At 65.4% G+C, this 20,436-nt stretch carries 18 protein-coding genes and 1 other RNA gene; 6 read left to right on the forward strand and 13 right to left on the reverse strand.

What is annotated here, in order from left to right; genetic code table 11:
- Nucleotides 1-66: 66 nt before the first annotated feature.
- The 5 genes from DL899_RS01955 to DL899_RS01975 form a co-directional block, all read right to left on the reverse strand.
- Nucleotides 67-1,656 (reverse strand): ABC transporter ATP-binding protein, encoded by a 1,590-nt coding sequence (locus tag DL899_RS01955; protein WP_111732098.1) that lies wholly within the window; start codon nt 1,654-1,656, stop codon nt 67-69.
- On the reverse strand, nt 1,653-2,759 hold the full coding sequence (locus DL899_RS01960) for an ABC transporter permease (protein ID WP_111732556.1): 1,107 nt from the start codon (nt 2,757-2,759) through the stop codon (nt 1,653-1,655). Before DL899_RS01960 ends, DL899_RS01955 begins: the two co-directional genes overlap by 4 nt.
- Before the next feature lie 5 nt (nt 2,760-2,764).
- Nucleotides 2,765-3,847 carry a microcin C ABC transporter permease YejB gene (locus tag DL899_RS01965; RefSeq protein WP_111732099.1) on the reverse strand — a complete coding sequence of 361 codons (1,083 nt, stop codon included), beginning with the start codon at nt 3,845-3,847 and terminating at the stop codon, nt 2,765-2,767.
- Between the two features lie 39 nt (nt 3,848-3,886).
- Nucleotides 3,887-5,818, reverse strand: coding sequence for an extracellular solute-binding protein (locus tag DL899_RS01970; RefSeq protein ID WP_111732100.1), 1,932 nt, complete (start codon nt 5,816-5,818; stop codon nt 3,887-3,889).
- A 173-nt stretch (nt 5,819-5,991) separates the two neighbouring features.
- Nucleotides 5,992-7,095 carry a c-type cytochrome gene (locus DL899_RS01975; RefSeq protein ID WP_111732101.1) on the reverse strand — a complete coding sequence of 368 codons (1,104 nt, stop codon included), beginning with the start codon at nt 7,093-7,095 and terminating at the stop codon, nt 5,992-5,994.
- Nucleotides 7,096-7,233: 138 nt separating this feature from the next.
- On the opposite strand from DL899_RS01975, the gene DL899_RS01980 reads away from it, so the two are divergent.
- Both DL899_RS01980 and DL899_RS01985 read left to right on the forward strand, forming a co-directional pair.
- On the forward strand, nt 7,234-8,067 hold the full coding sequence (locus DL899_RS01980; RefSeq protein ID WP_111732558.1) for a prephenate dehydratase: 834 nt from the start codon (nt 7,234-7,236) through the stop codon (nt 8,065-8,067).
- Between the two features lie 354 nt (nt 8,068-8,421).
- Entirely contained in the window at nt 8,422-8,754 is a 333-nt protein-coding gene (locus DL899_RS01985; protein WP_111732102.1) for a hypothetical protein, read from the forward strand.
- 127 nt (nt 8,755-8,881) lie between these two features.
- Here the strand turns inward: DL899_RS01985 and DL899_RS01990 are convergent, their stop codons facing one another.
- Both DL899_RS01990 and nudC read right to left on the reverse strand, forming a co-directional pair.
- The gene (locus DL899_RS01990) at nt 8,882-9,349 is read right to left on the reverse strand and encodes an SRPBCC family protein (protein WP_111732103.1); all 468 of its coding nucleotides are present in this window, start codon (nt 9,347-9,349) and stop codon (nt 8,882-8,884) included.
- 84 nt (nt 9,350-9,433) lie between these two features.
- Nucleotides 9,434-10,405 (reverse strand): NAD(+) diphosphatase, encoded by a 972-nt coding sequence (nudC, locus tag DL899_RS01995; RefSeq protein WP_111732104.1) that lies wholly within the window; start codon nt 10,403-10,405, stop codon nt 9,434-9,436.
- A 216-nt stretch (nt 10,406-10,621) separates the two neighbouring features.
- On the opposite strand from nudC, the gene DL899_RS02000 reads away from it, so the two are divergent.
- Both DL899_RS02000 and ffs read left to right on the forward strand, forming a co-directional pair.
- On the forward strand, nt 10,622-12,574 hold the full coding sequence (locus DL899_RS02000; protein ID WP_162685460.1) for a bifunctional 2',3'-cyclic-nucleotide 2'-phosphodiesterase/3'-nucleotidase: 1,953 nt from the start codon (nt 10,622-10,624) through the stop codon (nt 12,572-12,574).
- A 17-nt stretch (nt 12,575-12,591) separates the two neighbouring features.
- Nucleotides 12,592-12,688, forward strand: an RNA gene (ffs, locus tag DL899_RS02005) — signal recognition particle sRNA small type.
- Here ffs and DL899_RS02010 read toward each other — a convergent pair.
- Entirely contained in the window at nt 12,684-13,202 is a 519-nt protein-coding gene (locus DL899_RS02010) for a protein-tyrosine phosphatase family protein (RefSeq protein WP_111732106.1), read from the reverse strand. The two genes, ffs and DL899_RS02010, sit on opposite strands and share 5 nt — an antisense overlap.
- A 262-nt stretch (nt 13,203-13,464) precedes the next feature.
- On the opposite strand from DL899_RS02010, the gene DL899_RS02015 reads away from it, so the two are divergent.
- Together DL899_RS02015 and DL899_RS02020 are read left to right on the forward strand one after the other, a co-directional pair.
- Nucleotides 13,465-15,225: a DNA polymerase III subunit gamma/tau gene (locus DL899_RS02015; protein WP_111732107.1), complete on the forward strand. Its 1,761-nt coding sequence runs from the start codon at nt 13,465-13,467 to the stop codon at nt 15,223-15,225.
- A gap of 101 nt (nt 15,226-15,326) precedes the next feature.
- A complete protein-coding gene (locus DL899_RS02020; protein ID WP_111732108.1) occupies nt 15,327-16,277 on the forward strand; it encodes a lysophospholipid acyltransferase family protein in 951 nt (316 codons plus the stop codon).
- Nucleotides 16,278-16,422: 145 nt separating this feature from the next.
- Here DL899_RS02020 and hemF read toward each other — a convergent pair whose 3' ends face one another.
- The 5 genes from hemF to DL899_RS02045 all read right to left on the reverse strand — a co-directional run bounded on the left by hemF (nt 16,423) and on the right by DL899_RS02045 (nt 20,322).
- The gene (gene hemF / locus DL899_RS02025; RefSeq protein WP_111732109.1) at nt 16,423-17,313 is read right to left on the reverse strand and encodes an oxygen-dependent coproporphyrinogen oxidase; all 891 of its coding nucleotides are present in this window, start codon (nt 17,311-17,313) and stop codon (nt 16,423-16,425) included.
- Between the two features lie 14 nt (nt 17,314-17,327).
- Entirely contained in the window at nt 17,328-18,128 is an 801-nt protein-coding gene (locus tag DL899_RS02030; RefSeq protein ID WP_111732110.1) for an SDR family NAD(P)-dependent oxidoreductase, read from the reverse strand.
- Between the two features lie 39 nt (nt 18,129-18,167).
- Nucleotides 18,168-19,157, reverse strand: a complete 990-nt coding sequence (locus tag DL899_RS02035) for a class I SAM-dependent methyltransferase (protein ID WP_111732111.1) — start codon at nt 19,155-19,157, stop codon at nt 18,168-18,170.
- 1 nt (nt 19,158) lies between these two features.
- Entirely contained in the window at nt 19,159-19,497 is a 339-nt protein-coding gene (gene clpS, locus DL899_RS02040) for an ATP-dependent Clp protease adapter ClpS (protein ID WP_111732112.1), read from the reverse strand.
- A 129-nt stretch (nt 19,498-19,626) separates the two neighbouring features.
- Nucleotides 19,627-20,322 carry a DUF1223 domain-containing protein gene (locus tag DL899_RS02045; protein WP_111732113.1) on the reverse strand — a complete coding sequence of 232 codons (696 nt, stop codon included), beginning with the start codon at nt 20,320-20,322 and terminating at the stop codon, nt 19,627-19,629.
- Nucleotides 20,323-20,436 lie beyond the last annotated feature (114 nt).

Consider the following 20,436-nt stretch of genomic DNA (forward strand, 5'->3'; position numbering starts at 1 on the left):
CTCGCCCGGCGGCGCGTAGCGCCTTGATTCCGGGCGCAACAAATCATCCCCGGCAACGGCGCGGTTTCAGGAAATACGCTCCAGCGCCGCGCGCAGCAGCGATTTGGCGTAGTCGGTGCGCGGGCGTTCGAACACCTCTTCAGCGTCGCCGTATTCGACGATGTCGCCATCCTTCATTACCGCCACCTTGTGGCTCATCGCGCGTACTACGTTCAGGTCGTGGCTGATGAAGATATAGGCCAGCCCGTATTTCTGTTGCAGCCTGCGCAGCAGGTCGACGATCTGCACCTGCACGGTCATGTCCAGCGCGCTGGTGGGTTCGTCCAGCACCACCAGCTTGGGCCGCAGGATCATTGCCCGCGCGATGGCGATGCGCTGGCGCTGGCCGCCGGAAAACTCGTGCGGATAGCGGTGCATCATGGCGGGGTCCAGATCGACCTCTTGCATCACCTCGGCCACCAGTTCGCGCGCGGTGCGCCCGCCGGGGTTGCCGTGCACGCCCAACCCCTCGGCGATGATCTGTTCACAGGTCATCCGGGGGCTGAGGCTGCCATAGGGGTCCTGAAAGACGATCTGCATGTCGGCGCGGCGCCGCCGCAACCGCCGGGTTGACCAGTCGTGCACCTCTTCGCCGTCGAACACCACCCGCCCCTCTGACGTGGTCAGCCGCATGATTGCCATCGCCAGCGTGGTCTTGCCCGACCCGCTTTCGCCGACAAGGCCCAGCGTTTCGCCCGCGCGCACGGAAATGGTGGCGTCGTTGACCGCCTTCACATGGCCGGTGGTGCGGCGCAGAAAGCCGCGCTGGATCGGGAACCAGACGCGCAGCCCTTCGGTTTCGACCAGTGTCGGCGCGTCCTGCGCCACCGGGCGGGGCGTGCCCGTGGCGCGCGCGCTCATCAGCTTGCGGGTATAATCGTGGCGCGGGTTGGCAAAGGTTTCCGCCGTCGGGCCAGATTCGACGATGGCGCCGTCCTTCATCACGCAGACCTTGTCGGCGATGCGTTCGACAATGCCCAGGTCGTGGGTGATGAACAGCAGGCCCATCCCCTCGTCGCGCTTGATGTGCGCCAGCAGTTCCAGGATTTGCGCCTGGATGGTGACGTCCAGCGCGGTGGTAGGCTCATCCGCGATCAGGATGTCGGGCTTGTTGGCCAGCGCCATGGCGATCATCACCCGCTGCCGCTGTCCGCCCGAGAGCTGGTGGGGGTAGGCCCTCAGCCGGCTTTCGGCGTCGCGGATGCCGACCCTTTGCAGCAGCTCGATGATGCGCGTGCGCGCTGCGTCGCCGGTCAGCCCCTGGTGCAGTTCCAGGCTTTCGCGGATCTGCTTTTCCAGCGTGTGCAGCGGGTTGAGGCTGGTCATCGGCTCCTGGAAGACAAAGCTGATGTCGTTGCCGCGCACGTCGCGCAGCCGCCGGGCCGGTGCGCCGATCATTTCCTGCCCGTCATAGCGCACGCTGCCATCGACCACGGCCGACGACCCCAGCAGCGCCACGGTGGACAGGGCGGTCACCGACTTGCCCGATCCGCTTTCGCCCACCAGCGCCACGGTCTCGCCCGGGTCGACGGTAAAGGACACGCCCCTGACAGCCGGGACGGTGGCGCCGTCCTGGCGAAAGCTGACCGACAGGTTGCTTACCTCCAGCAGGCTCATTGAAAGGTCTTTCTGGGGTCAAAGGCGTCACGCACGCCCTCGAAGATGAAAACCAGCAGCGACAGCATGATCGCAAAGGCGAAAAAGGCGGTAAAGGCCAGCCAAGGCGCCTGCAGGTTCTGCTTGGCCTGCAGGGTCAACTCCCCCAGCGACGGCGCCGACGAGGGCAGGCCGAAACCCAGGAAATCGAGTGCCGCCAGCGTGCCGATGGTGCCGGTGACGATGAAGGGCAGAAAGGTCAGCATCGCCACCATCGCATTGGGCAGCATGTGCCGGAACATGATCACCAGGTTCGACACGCCCAGCGCCTTGGCCGCGCGGACATATTCCAGGTTGCGCGCGCGCAGGAACTCGGCCCTGACCACACCCACCAGCGCCATCCAGCCGAATATCACCATGATCGCGACCAGCAGCCAGAAACTGCGCGGCAGGATCGCGAACAGGATGATGATGACGTATAGCTGCGGCGTGGCCGACCATATCTCGATGATGCGCTGAAAGATCAGGTCGGTGCGGCCGCCGAAATAGCCCTGAACAGCACCGGCAAAGACGCCGATGACACTGGACAGCGCGGTCACGATCAGGGTGAAAAGAACCGACAGCCGAAAGCCATAGATCACCCGCGCCATCACGTCGCGCTTGGTGCCGTCAGTGCCAAGCCAGTTCTGCTCGTTTGGGGGCAGCGGCGCGGCGCCGGGGCGATCAACCGGTGTGTTATAGCTGTAGGGAATGACCGGCCAGAGCGCCCAGCCCTTTTCTATGGCCTCGCCCGCGACAACCCCGTCATCGGCATCGTTGATGATGCCCTCGGGGTCATCGAAACAGCTGTCCAGCCCGCCCGAGACGATCAGGCATTTCACCTCTGGGTCGGAATAGATCGCCTCTGTCGGGAAATCGCCGCCAAAGGTGGTTTCGGGGTACATGCGAAAGACCGGCATGTAATAGCCGCCGCGATACTGCAGCAGGATCGGCTTGTCGTTGGCGACGAATTCGGCCGGCAGCGTCACCGCGAAAAGGATGGCGAACAGGATCAATGACCAGAACGCGCGGCGGTTGCGTTTGAAATTGCGCCAGCGGCGCTGGTTGAGCGGTGAAAGCTTCATCCCCTTCACCCCTCGCGCGTTTCGAAGTCTATGCGCGGATCGACCAGCACATAGCAGAGATCGCTGAGGATGTTCACCACCAGCCCGATCAGCCCGAACAGGAAGAGCGTTCCGAACATCACCGGATAGTCGCGGCTGAGCGCCGCCTCGAACCCCAGCCGCCCCAGCCCGTCGAGCGAAAAGATCGTCTCGATCAGCAGGCTGCCGCCAAAGAACACCCCGATGAACACCGCCGGAAAGCCCGCGATCACAATCAGCATGGCGTTGCGAAAGACGTGGCCGTAAAGCACGCGCCGTTCGCTCAGCCCCTTGGCGCGGGCGGTCATGACATAGTGTTTCTTGATCTCGTCCAGAAACGAGTTCTTGGTCAGCAGCGTCAGCGTGGCAAAGGCGGAAATGGTCGAGGCCAGGACCGGCAGGGTGATGTGCCACAGGTAGTCGACCGCCTTGCCCCAAAGGCTGAGGTCAGAGAAATTGTCGGATGTAAGCCCCCTGAGCGGAAATATCTGCCAGTAACTGCCGCCGGCAAAAAGCACCACCAGCAGCACCGCGAACAGGAAACCGGGAATGGCATAGGCGGCGATGATGACGGCGCTGGTCCAGTTGTCAAAGCGGGTGCCGTCGCGCACCGCCTTGGAGATGCCCAGCGGGATCGAGATCAGATAGGCGATCAGCGTTGACCATAGCCCCAGCGTGACCGAAACCGGCATTTTTTCCAGCACCAGGTCGGTGACCGAGATCGAGCGGAAATAGCTTTCGCCGAAATCGAACCGCATGTAGTTCCACATCATGTTGACGAAGCGTTCCAGCGGTGGCTTGTCCAGCCCGTACTGGGCCTTGAGTTCGTCGATGAATTCCTGCGGCAGGCCGCGCGCGCCGGCATATCCGGCGGTTTCGGTCTCGCTCAGGGTGGCGTCCTCGGCCCCGCCGGCAAAGCCGCCGAAGACGTCGCCCTCGCCCTGCATCCGGGCGATTACCTGTTCGACCGGCCCGCCGGGGACGAACTGGACCAGCACGAAATTGATCACCATGATCCCGAATAGCGTCGGGATGATCAGCAGCAGCCTGCGCAGGATATAGGCGCCCACCTCAGCCGGCCTCCGTGCCTGCCACGGTGTCTGGCGCCATCACTTCAGCACCCCCTTTTCGCGCAGCTGCGCGGCCTTGTCGGGGTCGACCCACCAGAAATCGAGTACCCCCAGCGCATAGGGCGGGATCGGGTCGGGATGGGCGTAGATGTCCCAGAACGCCACCCAGTGATCGGGCTTGTAGCCGTCGGGGATGACGACGAACTCATGCCGAAGCGCCCGGTCGAGCGCGCGCATGGTCATGTCCTCTGCGGCCTGGCTATCGGTCAGCAGCGATTCCTCGATGATGCGGTCCACCAGCGGGCTGGCCAGCCCGGCCGGGTTGAAGAGACTGTATTCGGCCGCCTCTGACCCGAACCGCTGTGCCAGCCCGGTGCCGGCCCCCAGCAGCGCGGGATAGCCGTCGAACACCAGGTCATAATCGTGATCGCGTTCGCGCTGGGAATACTGGGCCGAATCGACCGCCTCCAGCTGTGCATCAACCGCCATCGCCTGAAGGTTGGAAATGTAGTTCTGCGCGATCGCCCGCGACGTGGGCGAGGACGAGGCGTCGAACAGGAACGTAAGTTTCAGCGCCTCGCCATCGGCATTGCGCAACACACCATCATCGGCCACCTTCCAGCCGGCCTCGGAAAAGAGGTTGAGCGCGGCGCGCAGGTTGCGCCGTGTCAGCAGGCGGTCGGGGTCGGACGTGTGGGGAACCCAGGGTTCCTCAGTATAGATCTCCTCCGACACCAGGTCGCCCATGGATTCGAAGAACGCAAGTTCATCGCCCTCGGGCAGGCCTGTCGCCTCCAGATGCGTGCCGGTGGAAAAGGACCGCTGCTGTTCGAACAGCCCGCTGTAAAGCGACTGGTTGGTCCACTCGAAGTTGAACCCAAGCGCCAGCGCCTGGCGCACGCGTTTGTCCTTCAGCGGTTCCGATCTGAGGTTGAAGACGATCCCGGTCATGTTCGGGGGCAGCCCGTCGGGCAGGGCGTATTTCACCACGTCGCCGCGCTGGATCGCGGGAAAATCATACGCGGTGGCCCAGTTCTTGGGGTCGGCCTCGGTGCGATAGGTTACCGCGCCGGCCTTGAACGCCTCGAACGCGGCGGTGGAATCGGCGAAGTATTCCAGCCGGATACGGTCGAAATTGTGCCGGCCCTTGTTGATCGGCAGATGCCAGCCCCAATAGTCGGGATTGCGCCGATAAACGACGCGGCGGTTGACGTCGACATCATCGAAAACATAGGGTCCCGACCCCGGCGAGGTTTTCAGCCGGCTTTCGTCCAGCCCGGCGCCGGTTTCCTGAAACCACTTGCGCGACCAGACCGGAACGGTGCCGACCTGGTCGATCAGCGAGCGGCGCGAAATGCCTTCGGTAAAGTAGAATTTGACGGTGTGATCGTCGATCACCTCGACCTTGGGGATGCGTTTGCGCACCGCGTCGGCATAGGATTTCAACCCTTCGTCCAGCAACAGGTTGTGGCTAAAGGCGACGTCATGCGCGGTGACGGGCGTGCCGTCGGAAAACCGCGCCTCGGGGCGCATGTGAAAGATCACCCAGGACTTGTCCTCGGGGTATTCGATCGTGTGCGCCAGCAGGCCGTAAAGCTCGTCATAATCGTCAGCAGGCAGCGCGCCGGAGCCGGCCAGGACCTGCCCCAGCAGGCTTTCATACATGATCGACGACAGCCCAGCCGCGCGACCCTTGCGGGTGTAGGGATTCATCGAATCAAAGCTGCCTGCGACGGCGATGGAAATCTCGCCGCCCTTGGGGGCGTCGGGGTTCACGTAATCGAAATGCTCAAAGTCGGCGGGATAGTTCAGGGCGCCGAAATAGGAATAGCCGTGGCTCTTGATGATCTTTTGCTGCGCCTGCGCCGCCTGTGCCCAAAGCGCGACGATCATCAGCGCCATCAGCATCAAGGCCCCGATGCCTGAAAATGCGTTCTTCTGTACAGCTGCCCGGCCTGCCTGTCGGGTCATTTTCGAATTCCTCCTGCCGATCCGTGTTGCGGCGGTTGCCCCAAAGCTAGTTGAGGGGTGCGCCGGTGTTCAAGCGCAGATACGTCCGTTTCCTGCCGATATGGCGCGAGACATGAAAAAGGCCACCGCCCGGACGGGGCGGTGGCCTGGAACGCGCCCTTGGGCGCGCTGGATCACTCGGCCAGGCTTTGCAGATAGGCAATCACGCTGGCGCGCTGCTCTTCCTTGCGCAGACCCGAAAAGGTCATCTTGTTGCCGGGGGCAAAATCGCGCGGCTTGGCCAGGTATTCGTTCAGCCGGTCCAGCGTCCATTCCCCGCCAAGCCCGGTCAGGGCGTCGGAATAGCTGAAGCCTTCGACGACGGCCACTTCACGCCCGACGACGCCAACCAGGTGCGGGCCGACTCGGTTCTGTTCCGCATCGGCGACATGGCACGCCTTGCACTGGCGATAGACCTTTGCGCCGTCAGCCGCATCGGCCGCCGCAACCATCGCGGCAAAGCCGCTGGCGGCTTCTTCTTCGGCGGCCGGTTCCTCTGCTGCCGCTTCTTCGGCGGCGGGTTCTTCCGCCGGCTCATCGGCGGCGGCCTCTTCGGTCGCCGCGGGCGCCTCTGCTTCTTCGGCGGGTTCATCGGCCATAGGTTCTTCGGTCGCTTCCTCGGCCGGCGCCTCTTCGGTGGCGGGTTCCGCTGCTTCTTCTTCTTCGGCGGCGGGCTCTTCCGTGGCGTCGCTGGCGGCGACGTCCATCTGGTAGGTGTCGCCATCGGTCTGGTCGAGGAAGGCGATCAGGTTCGCGCGGTCCTCGATGCTCTTGAGCCCGGCAAAGCTCATGATGGTGCCGGGGGCAAAGGCCGACGGCTTGGTGAGGAACTCGTTCAGGCTCTCTGGCGTCCATTCTTCGGTCGCTTCTTCCAGTTTGCCGGAATAGGCAAAGCCGTCGACCGCGTCGACCGTGCGTCCGACAACGCCATGCAGGTAGGGGCCGACACGGTTGTCGCCCTCTTCAAGCGAGTGACAGGCCTTGCACTTGTTGAACACACGCTCGCCCTTGCCGGTATCTGCATTGACGAAAAGCTCGGCAAAGTCGGGGCCGGCCTCTTCTTCGGTGGCTTCGGCTTCTTCCTCGCCGGTGTCGATAACGTAGGCCTGCTCATGGTCATCGCCGTGACCGCCGCCGCCGTGATAAATCGCTTCGGCCGCCCAGCTGCCGAACAGAAGGATCAGCAGCGACCCGCACAGCGCGCCGACAGTTTTGGTCAATGTCATCGTGTCGAACATGAGCCCGTATTCCCCTAATTCTCTCGCGGGCTATCTATCCGCTTCCCCTGCTAACGCGCAAGGTGTAGTTTGCCCCCCCAGACGTCCCGGCCGAGCGGTTTGCGCCGGGCGTTGCACGAAAACAAACCGGACGGCACGATGACCAGACGCATTGCCTTTCAGGGCGAGCCAGGGGCTTATTCGCACCAGGCCTGCCGCGAAACCTATCCCGAGATGGAGGCAATGCCCTGCCGTACCTTCGAGGATGCCATCGACGCGATACGCGACGGGACGGCTGATCTGGCGATGCTGCCGGTCGAGAATTCGACCTATGGCCGGGTGGCCGACATTCACCACCTGCTGCCGCAATCGGGGCTGTTCATCATCGCCGAGGCGTTCGTGCGCGTGCGCATAAACCTGCTGGCGGTGCCGGGCACAAAGCTGTCCGCCATCACCCGGGCGATGAGCCACACGATGCTGCTGGGCCAGTGCCGGAAATTCCTGGCCGAACACGATATACAGCGCGTCAACGGTGCCGACACCGCCGGGTCGGCCCGGCAGGTGGCCGAGGATGGCAAGCCCGAGGTGGCGGCCTTGGCCAGCGAACTGGCGGGCGAGATTTATGGTCTCGACGTTCTGGCGCGCGATATCGAGGACGAAGGCAGCAACACCACCCGATTCCTGGTCATGGCGCGCGAACCGGACTGGAGCCGCCGTGGCGATGACGGCATGATGACCACCTTTGTCTTTCAGGTCCGCAACATTCCCGCCGCGCTTTACAAGGCGATGGGCGGGTTCGCCACCAATGGCGTCAACATGACCAAGCTGGAAAGCTACATGGTGAACGGGTCGTTCCACGCCACCCAGTTCTATGCCGACATAGAGGGTCATCCCGATGATGCGCCGGTGCGGCGCGCGCTTGAGGAACTCGATTATTTTACCTCGAAGGTGACCATGCTCGGGGTCTACCCCGCCGACCCCCGCCGGCACTGACGCCTTTCGCGATCAGGGCACGGCTGCTGGCGTTGCCTGCCCCAAATGTCGCGCTGCCCTGCCCTTGGGCCTGGCGTGGTTTTCATGTGTGGCGGGCGAGCGGTCTGTAACATATCGAAAATCCGGTAATCTGTTTATTTGGCGCCTATTTTCGGAATTTTCTGCGTCCGGCAGGATCGCGGTTTCGAGAGCATTTCGTGCGCTGCCGATCACGCTGTCGCGCTTGGCCTGACACGCTGAATCACAGCGGCGCGACCCGTCATTGTTTGCGCGTTGCCAGCCCCCATTTGCCAGTCATCGACAACGCACAGAAGCCGTTGCCAGACATTTGCAAACCTCGAAAGGAAGAATGAAATGACACGCTTCAAATTGATTGCAATCGCGACCGCAGCCGCCCTTCCCGCCATTGCCGCATATGCAGCGCCTGGCCCCGTTCCCACCGTGCGTGACCTGGCCGAACTGAGCCAGCAGGAACGCCCTGGCATCGACAACCCGCGTCCGTGGATGACGTCTGAGCTGAGCGAGCAAGAGCGCCCCGGCATCGACAACCCTCGCCCTTGGATGACGTCTGAGCTGAGCGAGCAAGAGCGCCCCGGCATCGATAACCCTCGCCCCTGGATGACGTCTGAGCTGAGCCAACAGGAACGCAATGGCATCGACAACCCGCACCCTTGGACGGCTTCGTGATCTCGGCCACTCTTGAACGACCCGCATTGACTGACCTGCCCGGCGCCTTAGCCGGGCCGGTCCTGTTTTCGGCATCCGCAGAAACGTCTCGCCCGGGCATGGCGCCCTCGAATCGGGAAATGGCCGATCAGGCAGGTCTCTGGTAGCGATTGCCGATGTCCTTGGCAAAGCTCGACAGCCGATCCTGAACCTTGTTCGTCAGGTTCTTGCGGGCCAGACGCAGCGACTGCACCAACAGCTTGCCCGACAGGTTCCTGGCCTTCAGTTCGAAATCCATCGTCAGCCGCGTGCTGTTGCGCGACAGCGCCACCAGGTCGGCCAGGATGGCCCCCTCCAGGTTCGACGACTGAGATGTCATCGTCATCCCGTTCGGCGCGTCGAACCCGGTCAGTTCGAGTTGCAACTCACGCGGCTTGCCGCGCAGCTCGAATCGGGCGTCCCATATCATGCCGGGTCCGGCGGATGTCAGGGTGTCGACGCGCTGCACCTCGGCGCCCCGGCGCATCGCCGCGCGTTCGATCGCCGGAAAATCCGTGAGCTGTTCAAAGACGAAATCTATGGGGGCCTCGATATCCTGTCTGACGCTGAATTTCATGCCTGTTCCCTGTCACTGCCGCCCTCACCCGGTCGGGGAAACCCCTAACATCAATCATCGCGCGCCGCCAAGCGGGGTTTGACGTCAGGCCAGGGTATCGGCCAGCCAGCGGCGCAGCAGGAAATGCGCGATCGCGCCTTCGCGGGCCGGTCTGATCTGTGGGTGTTGCCCGGAAAAGGCCGCCATCACCTCTTCGCGGCTGACCCAGCGGGCGTCCTCGATCTCGACGGGGTCGATGTGTATGCCGGTATCCAGCGCTTCGGCCCGGCAACCCAGCATCAGCGAACTGGGAAAGGCCCAGGGTTGGCTGGCCAGATATTCGACCCCGCCTGTATGGATGCCGGTTTCCTCGAACACCTCGCGCCGCACTGCCGCCTCGATGGTTTCGCCGGGTTCGACAAACCCCGCGAGACAGGAATAGTGCCCCTCGGGCCAGCCCGGTGAGCGGCCGACCAGCGCCTGGTTGCCTTTCGTGACCAGCATGATCACCACCGGGTCGCTGCGCGGAAAATGCTGGCCGCCGCAGGCATCGCAACTGCGTTGCCATCCGGCCATGATCATCCGGCTTTCGGCGCCGCAGCGCGAACAGAACCGGTGGCTTTCATGCCAGCCGATCAACGCCTTGGCGGTGGCGGTATATTCGGCGTCGCGCGGTGACAGCCGCGTCATGATGCGGCGCAGGTCGGCAAAGACATGGGTGTCGGGCAGGGCGGGGTGACGCTGTTGCGACATGTCGTCGAACCCGGTTCCGGCGCTGTCCGGCGGGGCGTCCGGCCGCCAGGCCGAGATATCGCGCGCCAGCACCAGCCGCCCGTCAGGTTCGCGGCCCAGCAGAATCGGCGGCATGCGCGCGCCCTCAAACACCGGGTGATCGGGGGGCAGGCGCACCAGCCGGTCATGCCCCGGCGCGGCCACCAGCGGCTTGCCGCGCCAAAGCAGCAGCGTTTCGGCCTGCCCGCGCGCGACCGCCTGCTCCAGCGCTGCGGGGTCGGCGCGCAGCGGCGCGGCACGGTCCAGCCCCGAACCGCCAAACGTTACTGTTTCGGCTTCTTTCATCTGTGCTCTCCCTGCCTGTCAGGTGCCATGTTCCGGCCCGCCCGGCAAGACACTTGCATGTGTCGATAGGGCGCGCCGAAACCGGGAAGATGCGTTTCTCCTGCGGTTTACAGGTATATTGTGCTGCGCTAGCGTGGTTCCTCTTTGGGTTGCAATCTGACGGGCAGGCAGGGCAGTGATGAACCGTGGATATCCGACCTCGCCGAGGGCGGCTGGATGAACCGGTGGGCGGGCTGTGCGCCGCATTCGGCCGATACCTCTGCCGTGATGGCGCGATGCCACTTGCGGCTGCTCGCCACCTCGGACGTGCATGGCGCGATTCTGCCTTTCGATTATGCCAGCGGCCGTGACAGCACCACCTATGGGCTGGCGCGCACGGCCAGCCTGATATCTCGCGCCCGACAAGAGGCGCAGGGCGGCTGCCTGCTGGTGGACAATGGCGATTTCCTGCAGGGCACGCCGCTCAGCGACCTGCATGACATTGCCGGCGAGGGCGGACGTCACCCGGTGATCGCGGCGATGAACCGGCTGGGATATGACGCTGCCTGCCTGGGCAATCACGAATTCAACTTTGGCCTTCCGGCCTTGCAAAAGGCGCTGTCGCAGGCGGCGTTTCCGGCGATCTGCGCCAACGCGCTGATCCAGCGCGGCGCCAGCGTGGCCGAGGATGTCACCCTGTTGCCGCCGTCGGTGATGATCGAGCGCGAGCTGAGCGACCGGACCGGCGCCCGCCACCGGCTGCGGATCGGTCTGCTGGGGCTCTTGCCGCCTCAGATCATGGCCTGGGACAGGTTTCACCTGGCGCGCGAGCTATGCGCCCGCGACATGCTGGACACCGCCGCCGCGCGGGTGCCGATGCTGCGCGCGGCGGGGGCCGACCTGGTGGTGCTGCTGGCCCATACCGGCCTGGAAACCGGCCCATCGGGCGCCGGGGCCGAAAACGCCGCGCTTGGCCTGGCGCGGCTGCCCGGTGTCGACGCGATCATTGCCGGCCACAGCCACGAGGTCTTTCCCGACCCCGACCCCGACGCGCCGCAGCGATGCGACGGTGCCGACCACCGCGCCGGCACCTTCTGCGGGGTGCCGGCGGTGATGCCGGGTTTTCGTGGCTCGCACCTGGGGGTGATCGACCTGGAACTGGAACGCCACGCGCAGGGATGGCGTCTCGCCACCCACCGGGCAGAGGCGCGCGCCGTGGCGCCCGATGCCGGACAGCCGGCGGCGCCGGACCCTGCGATCATGGCCGCGGTGCGCCGCAGCCATGCCGCCACGCTGGCGCATATGCGTATCCCGCTGGGACGAACGCCGCGACCGATCCTCAGTTACCTGTCGCGCTATCGCTCGGACCTGCCGGTGTTGATGGTGGCCCAGGCCCAGCGCATGGCCGTCGCCCGCGCGCTCGAGGACGGTCCGCTGGCCGAATTGCCGCTGTTGTCGGCCACCGCCCCCTTTCAGACCGGCGGGCGGAGCGGGCCGGACGCCTATGTCGACATTCCCGCAGGGTCGCTGAGCCTGCGCAACGCCGCCGATCTGCAGCCCTTTCCCAACACGCTGTGCGCGCTGTTGCTGACCGGGGACGAATTGCGCGACTGGCTGGAACGCGCGGTATCGTGCTTTCTGACGGTGCAGCTGGGCCGGCAGGACCAGCCGCTGTGGAACCGCGACTTTCCCGGCAATGTGGCCGATACCGTCCTTGGCCTGCGCTATCGGATCGACCTGACCCGCCAGCCGCTTTACGATGTGCGCGGCAACCCGCTGGCGGATACCGACGCCGGTGCTGGCGGACGGATCGGCGGGCTTTGCCACAAGGGGGCACCGGTGCGTGCCGATGACCGTTTCGTCATGGCGGTGAACAGTTATCGTGCCTTTGGCGGCGGCCCCTATCCGGCCTTGCCCGACGACCGGCTGGTCTATGCCAGCCGCGCGCCGGTGCTCGATGCGCTGGCGGATTTCCTGCGCTCGGACGCGATCGAGCGGTTCCGCCCGGCGCCGGTGTGGTCGTTCCTGCCGGTGCCCGGCGCCTCGGCGCTGATTGAAACCGGCCCCGGCCTGCGCGCCCATTCCGACGATATCGCCGCGATGGGGCTGACCGATCTCGGGGTCTCTGGGGTCGGGTTCTTGCGCCTGCGCATGCCGCTTGACGGTACTGCTTGCGAATCCGGCGGCTAGCGCTTATCTGTCCGGGTGAGAGGTTGGCGCGGGCAAGCACCTCGCCAACCCGGTCAGATCCGGAAGGAAGCAGCCGTAACGAGCCCCGCTTGGGTCGTTGTCCAGCCTCTCACCCTTTTCCCTTCGATGACAGGCTGCCCGTGGACTGGCGCCGTTTCGCCCAGTTGTACTGCTCCTCGGTTTCGACGGCGCAGGGGCGCAGTTCGCGCAGGCGCTCCAGCGCGGCAGCGGGTTTTTCGCCGCAGGCGACCATCAGCTTCAGCGCCGCCATGCCCGACCGCCCGCAGCCGCCGACACAATGGATCAGCACCCGCCCGCTGCCCCTGAGCGCGGCACAGGCGCGGTCAGAGGCCGCGCGCCATGCTTCGGCCTGATCGGGGCCGGGGATGCCCATGTCGGGGCAGGGGATATGATGCCAGCGCGCGCCCGAATACAGCAGGTCGGTGCCCAGGTTGCCGGCGCCCCATTCAACCATTTCAACCTCGGTCGCCATGGTGATCACCAACGCCGGTTTCCAGTCCTTCATATGCGCGATGTCCTCGGCATAGTGGCCGCCGCGGCCGGGCATCGGCGCTATGCCGAGGATGCCGCTGGCCACCGGCAGGGCATAGATGACAAAGCCGGTCATGCGCGCCCCCCGGCAAGGGGTGCGTGGCAATGGCTTTTGATCCGCGCAATGGGCCGCACCCGACACGCCCCGAATGCCGCCCGGGCCCCTGTTGTCGCAGCATATTGCCCGCGCCGGTCCCCCAACGGACGCATGGCCTTTCCCCCGTTCACTATACCCAACACCGCGGCCAGCCTTGCCGGATCGCGCGCCAAAAGCAAGCTGGACGGCCAACCGGCACGGCTTTAGGCTGGCGCGGTATCCCGAATCCGGCAGGTTGCGCATGTCCGACACCCCTTCAAAAGGCTATCAGGTTCTGGCCCGCAAGTACCGGCCCGAGACCTTTGCCGATCTGGTCGGGCAGCAGGCGATGGTGCGCACGCTCAAGAACGCCTTTCAGGCCGATAGGGTGGCGCAGGCGTTCATCATGACCGGCATCCGCGGCACCGGTAAGACCACCACAGCGCGGATTATCGCCAAGGGGATGAACTGTATCGGCCCCGACGGCACCGGCGGCCCCACGATCGAGCCATGCGGCGAGTGCGAGCATTGCCGCGCGATCATGGAGGGCCGCCATGTCGACGTGATGGAGATCGACGCCGCCTCGAATACCGGGGTCGACAACATCCGCGACGCGATCATCGATTCGGTGTCCTATGCGCCCAGCAGCGCGCGCTACAAGATCTACATCATCGACGAGGTGCACATGCTGTCGACCAGCGCGTTCAACGCGCTGCTCAAGACGCTGGAAGAGCCGCCCGCGCATGTAAAGTTCATCTTTGCCACCACCGAGATCCGCAAGGTGCCGGTTACCGTGCTCAGCCGCTGCCAGCGGTTCGACCTGCGCCGCATCGACCCCGAAGAGATGATGGAGATGCTGCGCCGGATCGCCGCCTCCGAAGGGGCTGAAATCACCGAAGAGGCGCTGGCGCTGATCACCCGTGCCGCCGAAGGGTCGGCGCGGGATGCGACCTCTCTGCTCGACCAGGCGATCAGCCACGGCGGGGGCGAAACCACCGCCGAAGAGGTGCGCGCCATGCTCGGGCTGGCGGACCGGGGCCGGGTGATGGACCTTTTCGACCTGATCGTGCGGGGGGATGCCGCCGGGGCGTTGACCGAACTGTCGGCGCAATATGCCGACGGTGCCGATCCGATGGCGGTGTTGCGTGACCTGGCCGAGATTGCGCATTGGGTCAGCGTCGTGCAGATCACGCCCGAGGCCGCCGAAGACCCCACCATCGGCCCCGACGAGCGCGAGCGCGGCCGGGCAATGGCGGCGGCGCTGCCGATGCGGGTGCTGACCCGGATGTGGCAGATGCTGCTCAAGGCGCTGGAAGAGGTGGCGCAGGCCCCCAACGCGATGATGGCCGCCGAGATGGCGGTGATCCGCATGACCCATGTGGCCGAACTGCCCACGCCAGAGGATCTGGTGCGCCGGTTGCAGGATGCGCCGCCGCCGGCCGGGCCGGGGGGCGGGGGTGGCAGGGCTGCCGGCGCCGCACCGGCCCCGGCACCGCAGGCCCGGGCAACCCCGCCGCAACAGGGCGGTGGGGGCGGCACGGGCGCCGGGCCATCGGCTGTGCTGGCGGCGCAGCCCGAGAACGCGCTGGCGTATTATGCCCGGTTCGACCAGGTGGTCGAGCTGATCCGCGCCAACCGCGAGGTTCAGTTGCTGATCGAGGTCGAGACCTGCGTTCAACTGGTCTCATATCGCCCTGGACGGATCGAGTTTCAGCCGACCGGGGACGCGCCCCGCGACCTGGCGCAGCGCCTGGGTGCTGCGCTGCAACGCTGGACCGGTGCCCGCTGGGCGGTGTCGGTGGTGGCCGAGGGCGGTGAACCCACGATCGCCGCCACCCGCGACGCCGAGCGTCGCGCGCTGGAGGAAGATGCCCACGCACATCCGCTGGTGCAGGCCGTCTTTGCCGCCTTTCCCGAGGCCCGTATCACCGGCATCCGCACCGCCGAAGAAATGCAGGCTCAGGCCCAGGCCGAGGCCCTGCCCGAGGTCGAAGAGGAATGGGACCCCTTCGAAGAAAGCTGAAATACGATGACGGGGTGATGCCTGCGCGCGGCTGTCGGGCTTGTCGCCGTGGCCGCCGCGGCGTATGGGAAGCCCGAGTTCCGACCCAACCGTGGCATCCGATGACCGAACCCGACCGACAGGACCGCACCCCTATTCGTGAACGGCTTATCGGGCTGGCGCTGATGCTGCCGGTGACCCTGTCGCGAATGCTGCCCTATCGCTGGCGGGTACCGGTTGCGGGCTGGCTGACCGCGCGCATCCTGGCGCCATTGGCGGGGTATTCGCGGCGGGTGCGCGAGAACCTGGCGCTGGTTTTCCCCGACATGCCCAAGGCCGAGGTCGAACGCATCGTGCGCGGCGTCAACGACAATGCCGGGCGCAACATGATCGAACTCTATTCGCCCGAATTTGTCAGTCGCGGAAGGAACGCCTCGGCCACTGGGCCGGGGTTGGAGCTGTTGCTCAAGGCGCAGGCCCAGGGCCGCCCGGCGGTCATCGTTTCGGGGCATTTGGGCAGTTTCAACGCGGCGCGCCTGCGTATCGTGGCGTCGGGGCTGCGGATTGCCTGTTTCTATCGCCAGATGCGCAACCGCCCCTTCAACGCCCGCTACGAGCGCGCGATGACGGAGATCAGCGAGCCGGTATTCGTGCAGAACCGCGCCGGCGTGATGCAGACGGTGCGGCACCTGCGCGGTGGCGGGACGCTGGCGATCATGAACGACCTCAACGCCCATGACGGGCTGCCGCTCGATTTCTTTGGCCACAAGGCACTAACCTCGATCTCGGCGGCGGAACTGGCGCTGAAATATGACGCGCCGCTGGTGCCGGTCTGGGCGCGGCGGATGGAAAACGGGCTGGATTTCGAGGTGCATTTCGAAGACGAGATCCCCCACACCGATCCGTTGACCATGACCCGGGAATTCAACCGCCGGCTTGAGGCACGGGTGCGCGCCGACATGGATCAGTGGTTCTGGATTCACCGCCGCTGGAAGGACGGAACCAACCCGCTGGGCCGACAGCGCGCGGCCGATCTGGAAAAGCTGGAACGCCGCTATGCCCGTGGCGGCTGAGGCGGCTACAGTGTATCGCGCCTGATCAACGCTGATACCCGTCCGGGCCCTGGGCCGGGACTTCCTTTCGCGATAGCGAGGCCCCGGGTCACGCCCGGGACGGGGTGACAACAGATTATCCGCGACCCGCTTTACTGCGGTGCGCTCAGACCCACTTGGCCATCGGCGGCAGGCTCATCAATACCGCGTCGGGGTCGTGGCCTGTGGCCAGCCCGAACCGGGTGCCGCGGTCGTAGACGAGGTTGTATTCGGCATATAGCCCGCGATGGACAAGCTGCGTTTCCTTGTCCTGTTCGCTCCAGCCTTGCACGCGCCGTCGTTCCACCAGCGGCAGAAAGGCGGGCAGAAAGGCGCGCCCGATGTCCTGGATCAGGGCAAAATCGGTCTCCCAGTCGCCGCTGTTGTGATCGTCCAGGAAAATGCCGCCGACGCCGCGCGCGCGCTTGCGGTGGGAGATGAAGAAATATTCGTCCGCCCATGCCTTGAGACGCGGGTAAAGGTCGGAACCGTGCGGGTCGAGGTGCTGTTTCTGGGTGGCGTGGAAATGGGCAGTGTCCTGATCGTATTCGATGCAGGGGTTCAGGTCGGAGCCGCCGCCGAACCACCACGTATTGGGGGTCCAGAACATCCGGGTGTTCATGTGCACCGCCGGAACGTGCGGGTTTTGCATATGCGCCACCAGGCTGATGCCCGAGGCCCAGAAACGCGGATCATCCGCAATGCCGGGCACGCCGCGCGCCGCCATCGCCTTTTGCGCCGCCTCGCCCAGGGTGCCGTGCACCTCTGACACGTTGACGCCGACTTTTTCGAAAACCCGCCCGCCGCGCATCACGCTCATCAGCCCGCCGCCGGCATCGGTGCCGTCTTCGGCGGTGCGCATTGTTTCGCGCACCTCGAACCGCTCCGGTGCGGCGTCGGCCAGCGGGCCGGTTGCGTGGCTGTCTTCCAGCGCCTCGAAGGCCGCCACGATTTCATCGCGCAGGGTGCGAAACCAGGCCGCGGCGCGGCGCTTTTCGTCGGGCATGGTGTCGGTCATCGGCCTCTCCGCCGTCAATGCGCCGGTGCCGCGACCGGGTCCAGCAAGGTGCGGCCGCCATCGACGGTCATGATCTGCCCGGTCATAAAGCCGGAGCCGTCGCAGGCCAGGTATTGCACCGCCTCGGCCAGCTCCGCCGACGAGGCAATGCGCCCCAGCGGCGTGTGGTCTTCGATATCGGCGCGATAGTCGCGGTTTTCGCGCAGCGTATCCTGCAACGACGCGCTCATGACCGAGCCGAAGGCGACGGCATTGACCCGGATGCGGTGAGGCGCCAGCGCAACTGCCAGGCTGCGTGTCATCTGGTCCAGCGCCGCCGATGAAACCGAATAGGCCAGCAGGTTGGGGTGCGTGCGCCGCGCCGCGATCGAGGACAGGTTCACGATGGTCCCGGCCGGTCCGTCGTCGCGCTCCTCGGCCTGTTTGATCATCCGCTTGGCCACCAGCTGGCTGGTCCTGAGCGCAGTCATCAGGTTCTGTTCCAGCAGCATTTCGACCGCGTCGTCATCGGGGTTGAGCGGGTCCGAAACCACCACCTGCCGGCAGGCATTGACCAGGATGTCGATCTGCTCGAAAGCGTCGATGGTGGCCGACAAGAGGTTGGCCAGCGCCAGCTTTTCGCGCAGGTCGCCGGCGAAATAGCGGGTGTTGCTGCCCTCTTCGTTCTTGCCCAACTCGCGGACGAGCTGTTTTTCGTCGATGTCGGCAAACATGACATTGGCGCCCTTGTCGGCAAAATGCCGCCCGATCGCCAGGCCAATGCCGTTGGCGCCGCCGGTGACGATCGCGGTTTTCCCGGATATTGAGAATGACATCGGTGTTTCCCCTGTTGCGGGCCTGTGGCGCGGCGCGTCCTAGCGCGCCGGGCGTGCGGCGTGAAGCAGCTTGAACCTGCTGTCGCCGGCGATTTCCCTGACATCCCTGAACTGCCGCTGCATCTGCGTTTCATACGGAAGATGGCGGTTGGCGACCAGAAAAAGCTGCCCCCGTGGGGTCAGGATGCGGGCCGCGGCGGTGACAAAGGCCAGCCCCAGCGCCGGGTCGGGGCTGCGCCCGGTGTGAAAGGGCGGGTTGGTGATGACGGTGTCGACCGGGTCGGCGGGCTGCCAGCGGGTGGCGTCCTGCCAGTGAAACCGCGCCCGCGGGTCGGTCACGTTGAGGCGTGCGCATTCCAGCGCCGCGTGCTCGCCCTCGACCAGGTGCAATTCCTTGATATCGGCGCGTTCCAGCGCGCGCGCCGCCAGATAGCCCCAGCCCGCGCCCAGGTCGGCCACCCGCGCACCAGTTCGGTCGGGCAGGTTGTCGGCCAGCAGCGCCGAGCCCGGATCGACCCCGTCGGCGGAAAAGAGCCCCGGCCGGGTGACAAAGCCGCCCTCGATCTTTTGCGGGGCGGGGCGGACCCAGTCCTGAAATTCCGTGCCGGCGGCAAATTGAAAGACCTTGCCATGCGCCTTGGACAGCGGCGGTGTGACATCGGTGCGGCCGCGGCAGGCACGGAGAACCGATTCGATTCCGTCGGTCTTGGCACCATCGACGATCACCGGCCCGTCTGTGACCGCCGCCGCCTCGGAGATCAGCGCCTCGCTCAGCGCGCGGGCGCGGGTCACGAAAACCACCGCGGCGGCATAGCGCCCCTCGGGCGCGGTATCGCAGGCATAGCCCAGTGCGGTGTAATGGTCGTGATCGGGCCTGAAGCCGGTGATGACATGGCAGCGATCCGTCGGCAGCGACGACAGGTCATGCCCCGCGCCGGCGCGCGGTGCGAAGACGGCGATGCGCCCCTCCTCGGGCAGCGTCACCTCGCCCGAGTCCAGCGCGACCGAAAGGCGCGAAAGCCCGGTCAAGCTATTCCTTCTCCATCGTGCATTGCAGCGGGTGCTGGTGGCGGCGGGCAAAATCCATCACCTGCGTTACCTTGGTTTCCGCGATCTCGTGGGTGAAGACGCCGACCACGGCAAGCCCTCGCTTGTGCACCGTCAGCATGATCTCGAACGCCTGGGCATGGTTCATGCCGAAGAATCGTTCCAGCACCGCGACGACGAATTCCATCGGCGTGAAGTCGTCGTTCAGCAGCAGCACCTTGTAAAGGGGCGGCCGCTTGGTCTTGCTGCGGGTTTTGACGATGGCGGATACGTCGCCGTCTTCGTCGCCTTGTCCCGACATCTGAATGAATGTCTGCGTCATCTGCCGCGCGCTGCCTTTGGGGATGGTCGCCTTTGCCCTGTCTATATAGCCTCAGGGGGGCGGCTGAAAAGGCCCCTGTCGGCCGGCATGGTCAGGACAGCGGGGTGTGGCGCGTGGCGGGTGCCGGTGTCAGTGGACCCGCGCCATCGCCTCGACCGGGCCGTTGCGGCCGTGCTGGATCACCACCGCCGCCGGCAGATCGCCTGTCAGCGGCACCTGCAGGTTCAGCGGCGTGCGCATGTCCCAGTCCGCCAGGCGGGTCATGTCGGTGACGATGTTGGTATAGTCCAGCGTGCGGCCGGCGTTTTCGCCACGCGTGATTTCGACCGTGGCGTGGCGACGGTAACGGACCAGTTGCACCGCGCAGATGCCCTCGGCGCCGGGGGCGGCAAGAGCCTCGATGGTCAGGCTGTCGTCCGCGCGCACGATATCCAGCGACACGTCGCCACCGGCGCTGTGCTTTTCGATCAGCGCCGCCACGTCCTTAGGGTGGGTGCCCATTACCTCGTCACTGCCGTCGATGATGATCTGCGGGGTATAGACCATGCGCCGCCCGTCGGCTGCGGCATAGGCACGCTGGCGGGCGCTGTTCTCGGGGCGGGCAAAGATGTCCTTCCAGCCGATATAATCCCAGTAATCGACGTGCAGCGCCAGCGCCAGCACGTCTTCGCGCCTGGCCAGTTCGCGCAGCAGCGCATCGGCCGGCGGGCACGACGAACAGCCCTGCGAGGTGAACAACTCCACCAGCACGGTCGGTTCCTGCGCCCGCAGCGGCGTGACGGGATACAGCAGCAGGGCGATAAACAGCGTGCCAATTCTGGTCATGTCGGGGTTCCGGATATGATCGGTCTCAACTTTGGGGTTTTATGTCACGGGCTGTTACATGACCAATCAAGCTTTTGCGAGAGAGGCTGTCTTGCGACTCGGTCGTCTGTGTGC

The sequence above is a fragment of the Roseovarius amoyensis genome, from assembly GCF_003260265.1.
GTDB classification, from domain to species: domain Bacteria; phylum Pseudomonadota; class Alphaproteobacteria; order Rhodobacterales; family Rhodobacteraceae; genus Roseovarius; species Roseovarius amoyensis.